General features: G+C 71.5%; 10 protein-coding genes. 7 read left to right on the forward strand and 3 right to left on the reverse strand.

The window, feature by feature from the left end; translation table 11 throughout:
- Positions 1 to 71: 71 nt before the first annotated feature.
- Positions 72 to 2,000, reverse strand: a complete 1,929-nt coding sequence (locus tag BMY97_RS26975; protein ID WP_177231572.1) for a DUF6541 family protein — start codon at positions 1,998 to 2,000, stop codon at positions 72 to 74.
- Positions 2,001 to 2,263: 263 nt separating this feature from the next.
- On the opposite strand from BMY97_RS26975, the gene BMY97_RS26980 reads away from it, so the two are divergent.
- From BMY97_RS26980 to BMY97_RS26990, 3 genes are read left to right on the forward strand one after another with little or no spacing between them, the layout of a single operon-like run.
- Entirely contained in the window at positions 2,264 to 3,796 is a 1,533-nt protein-coding gene (locus BMY97_RS26980) for a hypothetical protein (RefSeq protein WP_091621490.1), read from the forward strand.
- Positions 3,793 to 5,205, forward strand: coding sequence for a glycan biosynthesis hexose transferase WsfD (gene wsfD, locus BMY97_RS26985; RefSeq protein WP_091621493.1), 1,413 nt, complete (start codon positions 3,793 to 3,795; stop codon positions 5,203 to 5,205). The genes BMY97_RS26980 and wsfD overlap by 4 nt, the downstream gene beginning before the upstream one ends.
- 33 nt (positions 5,206 to 5,238) lie before the next feature.
- Positions 5,239 to 5,982 (forward strand): lysophospholipid acyltransferase family protein, encoded by a 744-nt coding sequence (locus BMY97_RS26990; RefSeq protein ID WP_091621496.1) that lies wholly within the window; start codon positions 5,239 to 5,241, stop codon positions 5,980 to 5,982.
- 6 nt (positions 5,983 to 5,988) lie between these two features.
- On the opposite strand, the gene BMY97_RS26995 is transcribed toward BMY97_RS26990, so the two are convergent.
- Positions 5,989 to 6,789: an HAD family hydrolase gene (locus BMY97_RS26995; RefSeq protein ID WP_091621925.1), complete on the reverse strand. Its 801-nt coding sequence runs from the start codon at positions 6,787 to 6,789 to the stop codon at positions 5,989 to 5,991.
- Positions 6,790 to 6,881: 92 nt separating this feature from the next.
- On the opposite strand from BMY97_RS26995, the gene BMY97_RS27000 reads away from it, so the two are divergent.
- Positions 6,882 to 7,769 carry an LLM class flavin-dependent oxidoreductase gene (locus tag BMY97_RS27000; protein ID WP_091621499.1) on the forward strand — a complete coding sequence of 296 codons (888 nt, stop codon included), beginning with the start codon at positions 6,882 to 6,884 and terminating at the stop codon, positions 7,767 to 7,769.
- A 196-nt stretch (positions 7,770 to 7,965) separates the two neighbouring features.
- Here the strand turns inward: BMY97_RS27000 and BMY97_RS27005 are convergent, their stop codons facing one another.
- The gene (locus BMY97_RS27005) at positions 7,966 to 9,978 is read right to left on the reverse strand and encodes a DUF6541 family protein (protein WP_091621501.1); all 2,013 of its coding nucleotides are present in this window, start codon (positions 9,976 to 9,978) and stop codon (positions 7,966 to 7,968) included.
- Between the two features lie 87 nt (positions 9,979 to 10,065).
- Between BMY97_RS27005 and glf the strand changes: the two genes are divergently transcribed.
- Genes glf through BMY97_RS27020 form a run of 3 tightly spaced genes read left to right on the forward strand, consistent with a single transcriptional unit; the run spans position 10,066 to position 12,873 of the window.
- On the forward strand, positions 10,066 to 11,289 hold the full coding sequence (glf, locus tag BMY97_RS27010) for a UDP-galactopyranose mutase (protein WP_091621504.1): 1,224 nt from the start codon (positions 10,066 to 10,068) through the stop codon (positions 11,287 to 11,289).
- Positions 11,282 to 11,854: a phosphatase PAP2 family protein gene (locus BMY97_RS27015; RefSeq protein WP_245787513.1), complete on the forward strand. Its 573-nt coding sequence runs from the start codon at positions 11,282 to 11,284 to the stop codon at positions 11,852 to 11,854. The genes glf and BMY97_RS27015 overlap by 8 nt, the downstream gene beginning before the upstream one ends.
- On the forward strand, positions 11,851 to 12,873 hold the full coding sequence (locus BMY97_RS27020; RefSeq protein WP_245787514.1) for a decaprenyl-phosphate phosphoribosyltransferase: 1,023 nt from the start codon (positions 11,851 to 11,853) through the stop codon (positions 12,871 to 12,873). The genes BMY97_RS27015 and BMY97_RS27020 overlap by 4 nt, the downstream gene beginning before the upstream one ends.
- Positions 12,874 to 12,919 lie beyond the last annotated feature (46 nt).

Below are 12,919 nucleotides of genomic sequence, written 5' to 3' on the forward strand. Positions count from 1 at the left end.
CAGTCACTAAGTATGTAACTACACACTCACAACCCTGTCAACAAACTTTCGGGCAAGCCACGGGACCGGGCTCAGCCCTCGAGCCGGTAGATCACCGCGTCGTCGTTGCGGTAGACCGGCTGCAGGAACGGCAGCCCGTCGAGGCCGATGAGGCCCTCGGACTGGTACGCCGGGGCCGGCGGGGCCGCCGGGCGGCCGAGGATCACCCAGTGCACGTTCAGCCTCGCGACGGCGGCGCGCACGGCCGGGTTCGTCGGGTACTCCTTGAAGTGGGCGGCGAGCAGCACGGCGTCGGACGGGGGCGCGGTGCCGTCGTCGTGGGCCGCGACCGTGCGGGTGCCGGTGAGGGCGTAGGTCCAGACCGTGCCGTCGTAGCGGTCGTTCATGGCCCACTCGCCCGGTTTGGCGAGCTTGCCCAGCTCGACCATCGCGCGTTCCTCGTCCGGGGTGATGTTCAGGGTGCGCGGGTCGGCGGCCCGGTAGCCGGAGGCCAGTCGTCCGCCGTTGGATTGCGCGTACAGGCCGTTCGTGACCGCGACGAACGCCAGCAGCACCACCGCGGCGACAGCGAACGCGGGCACCCGCGCCGGCAGCCGCTCGGCGATCCAGGCCTGGAGCGACGCGAGGCCGTGCCCCGCGATGAATGCCAGCGGCACGATCGCCATCGAGATGAAGCGGTACGGGTCGTCCCACCACGGCCGGGAAAGCGCCATCACCAGCGGGGAGTTCGAAGACGCGACGGCGAGGTACGCGAGCCCGCTCAGCAGCGCGCTCAGCCCGATCCACTTCAGCCGGCCGAGCCGTCCGAACAGGACGAAGCCCAGCAGCAGCGCGACCGAAAGCCACACCTGCGGCTGCGGCTCCCAGTGCTGGAACCCGAGCAGCGCGCCGAGCGCCGTCGTCGCGCGGTATTCGATCGGCCAGCCCAGGTACGGCAGGGTGCTGCTGGCCAGGCCCAGCGCGCCGAACAGCTGCAGCCACGCCACGAGCACCGACACCACGGCGATCGGCAGCAGCGCCAGCAGGTCACGGCCGATCCGCTTCAGCCGGGCGCCCGGCTCGGCCCACCGCTGCACCAGCAGGGGCCCGGCGAACAGGATCGCGCCGAACAGCGTCGACGAGTGCACACACAGCAGCCCGACGGCCGCCAGCACCAGCACGAACGCCGTGTCGGGCGCGGCCCGGTCCAGGTACCGGCGCAGCGCGACCGCGGCCAGCGGCGTCAGCGCGAGCCCCAGCAGGAACGGGTACAGCGGCCCGCGGCTCATCGACTCGTACATGCTCATCACCGGCGCCGCCGAGACGAGCGCGACCGCGCCGGCCAGCACCGCCCGGCCGCGGAACTCCCGCACCAGCACCGCCAGCGACAGGGCCAGCAGACCCGGCAGCAGCATGGTGTTCACGTCGAGCGTCAGCGGGATCGACGCGCCGCTCAGCTTGTACTGCACGGCGGCCAGCAGGTGGTACGCGTTGGGGTAGAACGGCGGAGTGGCGTCGCCGTACCAGTTCAGCCTGCCCATGCCGGTGAGGCTGCCGTCGCAGGTCGAAGCGATGTAGCGGACGCCGTTCGCCGCGTACGGCGCGTCGCCGCCCTGCGCGATCGCGCCGAGGTGGCCCATGCCGTAGACCGCCGCGTAACCGCCGATCACCGCCGCGACGACCACGCACCCGATCACCGCGAGGTGTCCGCGCAGCGCCCACAGCCCGGGTTCCGGCTCGGCCGGCCACCGGCGTCGCGTCAGGAGCCGCAGTCCAAACGCGACGGCGGCGAAGACCAGTGTGGTCAGTCCGTAGGTGACCGGGGTGTACGGCAGGCCCAGCGCGTGCGTCCACGGTCCGGCGAGGCCGCCGATCGCGTAGCTCAGCAACGGGGCGAGCCCGGCGAGCGCCCAGCCGCGCAGGCCCGCCGCGAGGCCCGTGAGCAGGCCGGGCAGCCCGAGCACGAGCAGTGTCACGGCTACGCCGGCCACATCGGACAGCAGCGTGGGTTCACTCGGCAACAGACATCCTCGGCTGGTGACGGATCCGCTCGACGCCCCAGGGAGCGCGGGAGAAGGAGGGAGCACAGATTAGCGGGCACCCCACATACACCCGAACGGCTTATGTCCGCGGAGCGTAATACCGCGATTGACTGGACTCGGTGAGGTGAAGCGTCAAGGGGCGTGTTTTCCGGCGAATCACTCACGGGGTAGTCGCCATGGTGGTGCCTGGCGAACGGCGGCCGGCGGGGACGGCCGCGGCGGGGTGAAGCGAGGGGGATCGGGTGGGTTACGCGGTCGTCGCGTGCTGGCTGCTGCTGGCCGCGCTCGTCGTCGCGACCTGGGCCCGGATCGCCGCCGACCGCCGTCTGCGCGGGTTCGTGCTGCTGCTCACCCTGGGTTTCTCCCTGGTGCACCAGCTGTTGTTCGCCACCGTGACCGACGGCGCGCTCGTCACCTTCCGATACGCGCAGAACATCGCGGGCGGTTACGGGCCGGTGTTCAATCCCGGTGACCGGTCCGAGGGGTACGCGAATTTCCTCTGGCTCGTGGTGGTCGCACTGCCGAAAGCCGCATTCGGCGCGGATATCGCGACGTCCGCGGTTGTGCTCGGGGTCGTTTCGACGTTCGGCTGCGTTCTCGTCGCGTACTTACTGGTGAATCGCGTCACCACGCTCGCGTTGCCCGAAGGCGGGGAACCGCGCCCGGCCGTCGGTGTCGCCGCCGCGGTGCTGACGGCGGGCGCGAACGGCCTCGCGGTGTACGGCACCTCCGGCACCGAGACGCCGTTTTTCGTGTTGCTGCTCCTCGCGGTCGCGTACGCGCTCGTCGCGTCCCGGCCGGTGGTCGCGGGCGTGCTCGTGGCGGGCGCGGTGATGACCCGGCCTGAGGGCGTGGTGGCGGTGGTCGTGGCCGGGATCTGGCTCGTCGTGGCCGCCGCCCGCGGCCGGCACACCTGGTGGGCGCCGGCCGGTTACGGGCTGGGCGCGCTGGTGTTCCTGGTGCCGTGGACGGCGTGGCGCGCCACCTACTACCACCACTTCCTGCCCAGCCGGGCGCTGCGGCCGCATGCGCCGGACGGGTGGTACCTGGCCGGGTTTTCCTTGGCACACCTGGGTTTCCTGGCGATCGGCCTGATCGCGGCCGGGACGCTGGCCGCGCGTCGCACCCACGGCCGGGCGGCGGCGGCACGGTCTTCGCTGTGGCTGCTGTTCGCCCTCGCGGCCGGCCTGACGGTGTTCGTGGCCATTCTGGACGAAGACCCCGGGCCGTCCTGGCAGCTGCTCGCGCCGGTGCCGCCGCTGCTGGCCGTCGCGGCGGTCGGGACGTACGCGGCGCTCACGACCGCGAACCCGTCGCCGCGGCCGCGGACCGTCTCCCGCCTGGTGCCGGTGGCGGCGACCGCATTGACCGGCCTCGCCGTGCTGGCGTCGTTGTTCAGCCCGGACCTGCTCGCCCGGGTGCGCGACGCGCGCACGCACAGTGCGCAGCTCGCCGAGGTCGGCGAGTGGCTGGGCGCCTACCTGCCGCCGGGCTCCGTGGTGAGCGCGGCGGCGCCGGGCGCGATCGCCGGCCGCACGGCTTCGCCGCTGTTCGTGGTCGGGCTCGGGGAGAGCCGCGCGACCGTCGCCGTGCCCGACGGTTACACCGAGAGGCAGGACTGCGTCACCGGCCCGGACTCGTCGCCGGCCGCGACGTTCCGCCGCACCGGCACGCCGTTCTGGATCACCGTGTACCCGCGCGCCGACGAGGCGGGCCGGCTGATCGACGACCTCGACCGGGCGCCGGGCTTCCAGTACGTATCCTGCCCTGGATGAAAACCGTGGCCGAGCGGGTCCGGACGCGTCCGTCCCTCGGATGCGGGGTGTTCGGCGGGTCGCTGGTCGCGCTGCTCGCCCGGTTCCTGGTGCCGCGGCCGGTGTCCATGTCCGACAACGGCGACGGCTTCCGCGTGCTGTGCGGCGCCGGGATCACCTGGAAGAGCGCGCCGCAGCCGTACATCCGGCTCGAGTACGCGGCGACGCCCGGTGGCTGCGACCCGAGCTACCAGCTGAGCCAGAGCTGGCTCGCGCGCCTGGCCGTCGACGTCGGGGACCTGTTCGGGCTGCACTCCGCGTTGAACCTGGTGGTGCTGGGGGTGCTGGGCTGTGTGGTCGCGGCGGCGGCCGTTACGGCGGTGGTGCTCGGCCTGCCGTACGGCCCGCGCGTCCGGCTGCTCGTGGCGCTCGGGCTGCTGCTGGTGGTCGCGGACTCGGCGTTTTTCGGTTACTTCTCGTCGATCCTCGGCGAGGGCACGGCGTTCCTCGGGCTGCTGCTGGCCGTGGGCGGTCTGCTGCTCACCGCGCGCCCCGGCCGGTGGAGCCACGTGGGACTCGCCGTGACGGCCGTCGGCGGGCTGATCGCGGTGAACGCCAAGGTGCAGACGCTGATGATCCTGCCGCTGCTGGCCGTCGCCGTGCTGCTGGTCCGGCCCGGCACCCGGCAGCGATGGCTGCCGGGGCTGCTCGTCGTCGCCGCGCTGGTGGGCGGGACTTGGTGGGCGCAGAGCAGCGTCGCCCCGGCCGCCGCGCCGGACGGCACCTGGTCCTCGGTCCCGGGCGGGGACTCCCGCGAGATCAACATGGTCAACACCATCTTCCTGAACATCGTGGACGGCAGGCACGACACGGCCGCCGACCTCGCGGAGCTGGGCCTGCCCTCGTCGTTCGCGCAGTACGCGGGCAACGGCTGGTGGGGCCCGCACCCGGTCATCTCGGACCCGCTGTACCCGCGGTACCGGGACCGGATGAGCCGCCGGAACGCCGTCACCTTCTTCGCCACCCACCCGTCCCGCACGCTGGCGGTGCTGAACCGCGCGGCGGGCGACCTGCTGGCCGCGCGGCCGGACTACCTGGGCAGCTTCACGGCGTCGGCGGGCTTCGCGCCGCACGCGCGGGAGTACCGCGTGCCGGTCGTGTCGAGTCTCACCGGACTGCTCGCGCCGCTCGGCCTGTTCGCCCTCGTGCCGTTGTGGCTGTTCGTCGCCTGGCGCGGCTGGCGGCACCGCCGCACCGCGCTGGGCGTGGCGCTGGGGCTGCTGCTGACCGTCGCGTTCGGACAGTTCGTGCTCGGGGCGCTGGGTGACGGCATCGAAAACGTCAAGCACCAGGAGATCGCCCTGTTCGCCACGCTCGTCGCGCTGGTGCTCGCCGGAGTGGTGTGGCACCCAAAACCTACGCGAGCGTAGGTTCCGCCGCTCCGGCTCCCGTAGCCTGGCGTTATGGCTGACCTCGTGTACCCGCCCGTGCTCGTCGCGGCCCGGTTGATGTTCCGGCTCCTCGACAACCGGATCCGGATCGAGGGCGCGGAACACGTGCCGGCGACCGGCGGCGCGGTGATCGCCTGCACCCACGTCAGCTACCTGGACTTCATCTACTGCGGCCTGGGCGCGCGCCCGTCGAAGCGGCTCGTGCGGTTCATGGCGAAGCAGGAGATCTTCTCGCACGGCGTCGGCGGGCCGCTGATGCGCGGGATGCACCACATCCCCGTCGACCGCGCCGCCGGCCAGGCCTCCTACGACGAGGCCGTGAAGCGGCTGCGCGCGGGCGAGGTCGTCGGTGTCTTCCCGGAGGCGACGATCAGCCGCTCGTTCACCGTGAAGGACATCAAGACGGGCGCGGCGCGCATGGCCGCCGAGGCCGGGGTGCCGGTGATCCCGATGGCGCTGTGGGGCACGCAGCGGCTGTGGACCAAGGGCCACCCGAAGGACCTGACCCACCGCCACGTGCCGATTTCGATCGTCCTGGGCGCCCCGATGCACCCGTCCGCCGAGGACGACTGCGAGGTGCTGACCAAGGACCTGCGCGCCCGGATGTCCGAGCTGCTCGACCAGGCCCAGGCGTCCTATCCGGACCGCCCCACGGGCGACGACGACCGCTGGTGGCTGCCCGCCCACCTCGGCGGCACCGCCCCCACCCCGGAGGCCGCCGCGGCTTTGGACCGCCGCCCGGCCGAGCGCGACTGACCCGCGTCAGAACCAGCGTTCGAGGACTTCGGCCACGCCGTCCTCACCGGCCGGCCCGGTCACCTCGTCCGCGACCGCCAGCACGGCCGGGTGCCCGTTGGCCATCGCGACGCCGTGGCCGGCCCACTTGAGCATCTCGACGTCGTTCGGCATGTCACCGAAGGCGATGACGTGCTCCGCGGTCACCGAGAAGCGCTCGGCGACCTCCGCGAGCCCGGTGGCCTTCGTGATGCCGTGGGCGGAGACCTCGATCAGGCCGCCGGACGAGGAGTACGTCACGTCCACCGCGCCGTCGAAGATCGCGCGCGCGGCCTGGGCCATCTCCTCGGAGCGCATCTCCCGGTGGCTGATCAGGAGCTTGATCGCGGGGTGGCCGAGCACCTCGGCGCGCATCGCCGTGCGGCCTTCGTCACTGCCCCACGGATTGTGGTAATCGGGCTCGATCACGAAGTTGCGCATGTCGTGGTCGACCTCGCCGGTGCCGATGCGCTCGGCCGCCACCCGGCAGCCGGGCACGGCCTTGTCGAGGGCGCTCGCGAGGTCGTGCAGCAGCTCCGGGGCCAGCTCACCGTGCACGGCGGTCACCGTGTCGGCGCCGATGTCCAGCAGCACGGCGCCGTTCGCGCACACCGCGTAGCCGGTCAGCCCCAGCGGTTCGGCGATCGGCGCGATCCAGCGGGGCGGGCGGCCGGTGCACAGCACGAACGGCACGTCGTCGTCCCGCACCCGCCGCACCACCGCGATGGTGCGGTCGGAGACGACCTCGGAGGGGCCGAGCAGGGTGCCGTCGACGTCGGAAGCGACCAGGCGGGGTTTGTCCACTTGACCATTGTCCCCGAACGGGCGCGGGCACCGCCCGTTCGAGCGAATGTCGGTGGTGGGCGCTACCGTCCACCCTCGTGCGAGCAGGCATTGTGATCCTTCCGGAAGATCGTTGGTGGGCGGCCGAGCCGAAGTGGCGGGCCGCCGAGGAGTACGGCTTCGACCACGCGTGGACGTATGACCACCTGGGCTGGCGGTCGCTGGTCGACGGGCCGTGGTTCTCCGCGGTGCCCACGCTGACGGCGGCGGCGATGGTCACGTCGCGCATCCGCCTCGGCACCTTCGTGGCGTCCCCGGTCGCGCGGCACCCGGTGCCGTTCGCGCGGGAGCTGATCACCCTCGACGACGTTTCCGACGGCCGTTTCGTGCTCGGCGTCGGCGCGGGCGTGGACAGTTCGAATTACGACGCCCAGGTCCTCGAAGCCCCCGACCTCACGCCGCGGCAGCGCGCCGACCGCTTCACCGAGTTCGTCGAATCGCTCGACGGCCTGCTGATGACCGACCGGTTCGACTTCGCGGGCGAGTACTACCGGGCCAAGGGCGCGCGGAACCTGCCCGGCACGGTGCAGCGGCCGCGGCTGCCGTTCGTCGTCGCCGCGAACGGCCCGCGCACCATGACGCTGGCCGCCCGCTTCGGCGCCGGCTGGGTCACCACCGGGCGCGGCGGCACCACGCTGGACGAGTGGTGGCAGGGCATCGCCGAGCTGAGCCGCGTCTTCGACGAGCGTCTTGACGCCGCCGGCCGCGAGCGCGCGAGCATCCAGCGGTACCTCAGCCTGGACGCCGCGCCGGTGTTCTCGCTCAGCAGCCTCGACGCGTTCCGCGACGCCGTGGACCGCGCCTCGGCGCTGGGCTTCACCGACGTCATCGCGCACTGGCCCCGCTCCGGCGGTCCGTACGAAGGCCGGGAATCCGTGCTGGAGAAGGTCGTCGAGGACGTGCTGCCGACCTTGCACGAAGCCTGACCGCGACTCCCGGGCTGGGCCGATCGGGTGATATCCACCCGGCCGGGAAACCGAGTTCCGGCATGAGGCGTCTCGATTTTCGAGAAGCAGAGGGGGAGCCGGCCGGGGGCCGGTCTTCTCGCCCCGGGAGAGTCGGGGGACGGGAGATCCTCGTGGTCGCAGTCGGGGAGCTGCGGCCACGAGGATCCGGGTTCTTCTACTTGACGATCGTGTAGATCGAGGCGCCCGGGTTGCGGTAGTCGAGCTTCAGGAAGTCCCGCCCGTCGAGCCCGCGCAGGCCGGGGGCGATCGGCGTGTCCTTGCGGATCGTGCCGCTGCCGATCAGGACGTGGTGCACATCGAGCCGGCGCACGGCGTCGCGCACGCGCGGATCGCTGTCGTAGTCCCGAAAATGCAGGGCCAGGTACACGGCGTCGGGGTCGACGTGGCCGCCGCCGTCGTAGTGGCCGGCGACCGGGTGGACGCCGGCGATGGCGTACATCCAGGCGGTGCCGTCCATCCGGTCGTTGAGCACCTTCTCCCGCGCCGGGATCCCCATGGCGCCCAGCCGCTCCATGGCCGTGATCTCGTTCGCGCTGACCGGCGGCGTGACCTCGCCCTCGGGCCCGTTGTAGTAGAGGTACGAGACGGCCGTCGCGTTCGCCGTGCGGTAGAAGCCGCCGGTCAGCACGGCCATCACCACGACCACCAGCACCGCCGTGCCCACGCCGACACGCGTCAGCACCCGCGGCCGCGATCGCGCCCACTCGCCGCTGCCGGCCAGCCGCGCGAACCAGCGTTGCAGCTCCGCCATGCCGTGCCCGGCGAGCAGGCACAGCGGGATCGCGGCCAGCGCCATCAGCCGGTAGCGGTCGTTCCACCACGGCCGGGACAGCGAGATCACCCACGGCAGGTAGCCGTAGCAGGTCACGAGCACGAAAAACGCCGAGAGCCCGAGCGCCGAGAACAGCGCCCAGCGCATCCGGCCGAGCGTGTGGAAGCTCAGCACGCCCACCGCGAGCAGCACCGTCAGCCAGATCTGCGGACGGCTCAGCACCTGCTGGAAGGTCACGAGCAGCTTCAACGCGAGCGGGACCGAAAGGTCCGAATTCCACGCCTGGTACGGGTACGAGCCCGCCGTGAAGCTGATCGCGCCGAGGATCATCGGCGCCGCCAGCAGGCCGCTGCCGAGCATCACCGGGACCATCCGCAGCACGTCGCCGCCGACCACCCGCCACGCCGGCCGCCCGTCCGGGACGCCGTCCACGGGCTTGCGCCGCAGCGACCGGTACCAGCGCTGGAGGGCCACCGGCAGCGCGAACAGCACGGCGCCGAACAGGGCGCTCGAGTGCGCCGCGAGCAGCCCGACCGCGGCCAGCGCCACGATCAGCCCGGTGTCGATGCCCGGCCGCACCAGGAACCGCTGCAGCGCGACCACCGCCAGCGGCGTCAGCACGATGCCCAGCGCGTACGGCAGCAGGCCGCTCGACACCGATTCGTACGCGCCCGTGGTGGCGGCCGCCGCGACCAGCGCCGTGCAGCCCGCGTACACCGCTCGTCCGCCGAGCTGGCGGATCAGCGCGACCATCGCCAGCGCGAAGATGCCCGCGACCGGCATCGTGATGGCGTTCAGCGTGACCGGGACGCTGGTGCCCGAGATCTGGTACACCAGCGCGCCGACCAGGTGGTAGCCGTTGGGGTAGAAGGAGCCGTCCGGGTACCAGTTGATCTTGCCCATGCCCATGAGCGAGCCGTCGCCGGTGTCGGCGATGTAGCGGATGCCGTTCGCGTGGAAGACGGTGTCCCAGCGCTGGAACACCGCCGTCGTCCCGCCGCGCGCGGAGAGCACCACGGCGATCGAAAGCCCCACCGCGACGACCACGCACGCCGCCACCGCCCAATGCGCCCGCCGCGTCCACGGCACCGGCGGCTCCTCCGCGCCCGGCTTCAGCCAGCCGCGGGCGATGAACAGCCGCCGCGAGCCGTACGCGGCGCCGGCGAGCAGCAGCGTGCAGGCGGCCGCCGTCGCCACGTTGTAGGGCAGCCCGACGATGGCGAGCCACGGCCCGGCGAGCCCGGTGACCGCGTAGCTGAGCAGCGGGGCCAGCCCGGCCAGCGCCCAGCCCCGGACGCCGGCGGCCCGGCCGATCAGGCCGCCCGGCACCGCCAGCACGGCCAGGTAGGTCAGTACCGCGCTGAAATAGCTCCAGAAGGTGTCCGGTGCAGGCATGCTTCCCAGGTCTGTCGGAGGTGAACTGCCGGTGAAGGCTGAGGTCGGTGCGGGCCGCGGCTCGGGGGCTGCGTACCCTGGGCGCCCGTGAGCGAGCACACGAACCCCGCCAAGATTACTGAAGACGACTTCGCCGGTTACGACCTCGTCGTCGTCGGGTCCGGTTTCTTCGGGCTGACCGTCGCGGAGAGGGCCGCTGCCGAGCTCGGCAAGAAGGTCCTCGTGATCGAGCGCCGGAGCCACCTCGGCGGCAACGCCTACTCCGAGGCCGACCCCGAGACCGGCATCGAGGTGCACAAGTACGGCGCGCACCTGTTCCACACCTCGAACAAGCGCGTGTGGGAGTACGTCAACCGCTTCACCGAGTTCACCGGCTACCAGCACCGGGTGTTCGCCAAGGTCGAGGACCAGGTTTATTCGTTCCCGATGAACCTCGGCCTGATCAACCAGTTCTTCGGCAAGTCGCACACGCCGGACGAGGCGCGCGAGCTCATCGCCAAGCAGGCGTCCGAGTTCCGGACCGAGGACGCGCAGAACCTCGAAGAGAAGGCCATCTCGCTGGTCGGCCGCCCGCTCTACGAAGCGTTCATCCGCGGGTACACCGCGAAGCAGTGGGAGAACGACCCCAAGGACCTCGGCGCCAACATCATCACCCGGCTGCCGGTCCGCTACACGTTCGACAACCGCTACTTCAACGACACCTACGAGGGCCTGCCCGTCGACGGGTACACCGCGTGGCTGAAGAAGATGGCCGACCACGAGAACATCGAGGTCCGGCTGAACGTCGACTACTTCGACGTCCGCGAGCACATCCCGGCCGGCACGCCGACCGTGTACACCGGGCCGCTGGACCGCTACTTCGACTACTCGGCGGGCCGGTTCACCTGGCGCACCGTCGACTTCGAGTCCGAGGTCGCGGAGACCGGAGACTTCCAGGGCGCCCCGGTCGTCAACTACAACGACCAGGAAGTCCCGTACACGCGCATCATCGAGTTCCGGCACTTCCACCCGGAGCGGGACTACCCGAAGGACAAGACGGTCATCTTCCGCGAGTTCTCCCGCTTCGCCAAGGAAGACGACGAGCCGTACTACCCGATCAACACGCCGGAGAACCGCGAGAAGCTCGAGAGCTACCGCGAGCTGGCGAAGAACGAGGCGCGTGACAAGAACGTGCTGTTCGGCGGCCGCCTCGGCACGTACAAGTACCTCGACATGCACATGGCGATCGGCTCGGCGCTGTCGGCGTTCGACAACAAGATCGCCCCGCACCTGACCGACGGCACGCCGATCGACGGGTCGATCGATGCTTGAGGCTGTGACCTCTGGGGCCGAGCCCCAGACCCCGGCCGGGGGGCGAGCCCCCCTGGACCCCCCAACCGCAGCGGGCGAGGTCGCCGTCCTCTCGAAGGCTCAGGCCTTCCTGAAGAAGCCGGGCGCGGTGAAGGCCGCGCGTGGCATGTCGCACTTCGGCGAGCACGCCATCGGCTGGTTCGCACTCGGCCTGGTCGGCGCGGTCGCCGACAAGGAGCGGCGCAAGGACTGGCTGATCGCGTCGGCCGGGGTGGTGGGCGCGCACGCCGCGTCCATCGCGGTCAAGCGGGTGGTCCGCCGCCCGCGTCCGGACCACCCGAGCGTCGAGGTTCTGGTGGGCACGCCGAGCAAGCTGAGCTTCCCGTCGTCGCACGCGACGTCCACGACGGCGGCGGCGGTGCTCTACTCCGGATTGACCGGGCGTAACCTGGTGCCCGCCCTCGTACCGCCGATGCTGGCCTCGCGGCTGGTCCTCGGCGTCCACTATCCGACCGACGTACTGGCCGGTGCGGCCCTGGGAGGCCTCGTCGGTGGTCTGATCCGACGGAAGCTGAAGAGACGATGAGCGAAACGACCGACGAGCGGACCCCGGACTCCGGCGAGTCCGAGCCCGTGGCCGCCAAACCGGCCGAGACCGCTGCCGACGCCTCGGCCGCCCCGGCGGTGGCCGAGGCCGTTGCCGAGCCCGCGGCGCCGAAGAAGGGCTCGCTGGGCCTGCTCGGCGGCGTCATCAAGACGGCCCGGCCGCGGCAGTGGGTGAAGAACGTCCTGGTGTTCGCGGCGCCGTTCTTCGCCTTCTCGAAGGCGACGAACCGCACCGAGCTGGTCATCGACGCGCTGATCGCGTTCGTGGCCTTCTCGCTCACGGCCTCGTCGGTCTACCTCATCAACGACGCCATCGACGTCGAGGCCGACCGCGCCCACCCGACCAAGCGCAACCGGCCCATCGCGGCCGGGATCGTGCCGGTGCCGGTGGCTTACGGCGCGGCGGTGGTGTTCTTCCTGGCGGGCTTGGCCGTGTCGTTCGCGGCGAGCTGGCAGCTGGCCGTGGTGCTGGCGGTGTACGAGGCCGTGCAGCTCGCTTACTGCCTCGGGCTCAAGCACCAGCCGGTGGTGGACCTCGCGATCGTCGGCTCGGGCTTCCTGATGCGCTCGGTCGCCGGTGGTGTGGCGGGCGGCATCGCGATGTCGCAGTGGTTCCTGCTGGTCACGGCGTTCGGCTCGCTGTTCATGGTGTCGGGCAAGCGCTACGCGGAGATCATGCTGTTCGAGCGGACGGGCGCGAAGATCCGCTCGTCGCTGAAGAAGTACTCGGCGAGCTACCTGCGCTTCGTCTGGGCGACGTCCGCGGCGATCCTGATCATGTCGTACTGCCTCTGGGCGTTCGAGATCCGCCAGGTCGAGCACGACTCGGTGTGGGCGGTCGTCTCGATGGTCCCGTTCGTGGTCGCCGTGCTGCGCTACGCGGTCGACGTCGACGGCGGCAAGGCCGGCGAGCCGGAGGAGATCGCCCTGAACGACCGGGTCCTCCAGGTCCTCGGCGCGTCCTGGGTCGTGACCCTGTTCCTGTCGTTCTACCTGTGAAAAGCGCGCGGATTTAAACAGCTGGCCTTCAGGCGCAGCACAGATT

Source organism: Amycolatopsis saalfeldensis, assembly GCF_900110575.1.
Taxonomy (GTDB): domain Bacteria; phylum Actinomycetota; class Actinomycetes; order Mycobacteriales; family Pseudonocardiaceae; genus Amycolatopsis; species Amycolatopsis saalfeldensis.

Excerpts from the sequence above, each read along its gene's own strand:
- BMY97_RS27005 (WP_091621501.1), bottom strand. The coding sequence starts at position 9,978 with ATGCCTGCACCGGACACCTTCTGGAGCTATTTCAGCGCGGTACTGACC.
- BMY97_RS26990 (WP_091621496.1), top strand. The coding sequence starts at position 5,239 with ATGGCTGACCTCGTGTACCCGCCCGTGCTCGTCGCGGCCCGGTTGATG.
- wsfD (WP_091621493.1), top strand. The coding sequence starts at position 3,793 with ATGAAAACCGTGGCCGAGCGGGTCCGGACGCGTCCGTCCCTCGGATGC.
- BMY97_RS27015 (WP_245787513.1), top strand. The coding sequence starts at position 11,282 with ATGCTTGAGGCTGTGACCTCTGGGGCCGAGCCCCAGACCCCGGCCGGG.
- BMY97_RS27020 (WP_245787514.1), top strand. The coding sequence starts at position 11,851 with ATGAGCGAAACGACCGACGAGCGGACCCCGGACTCCGGCGAGTCCGAG.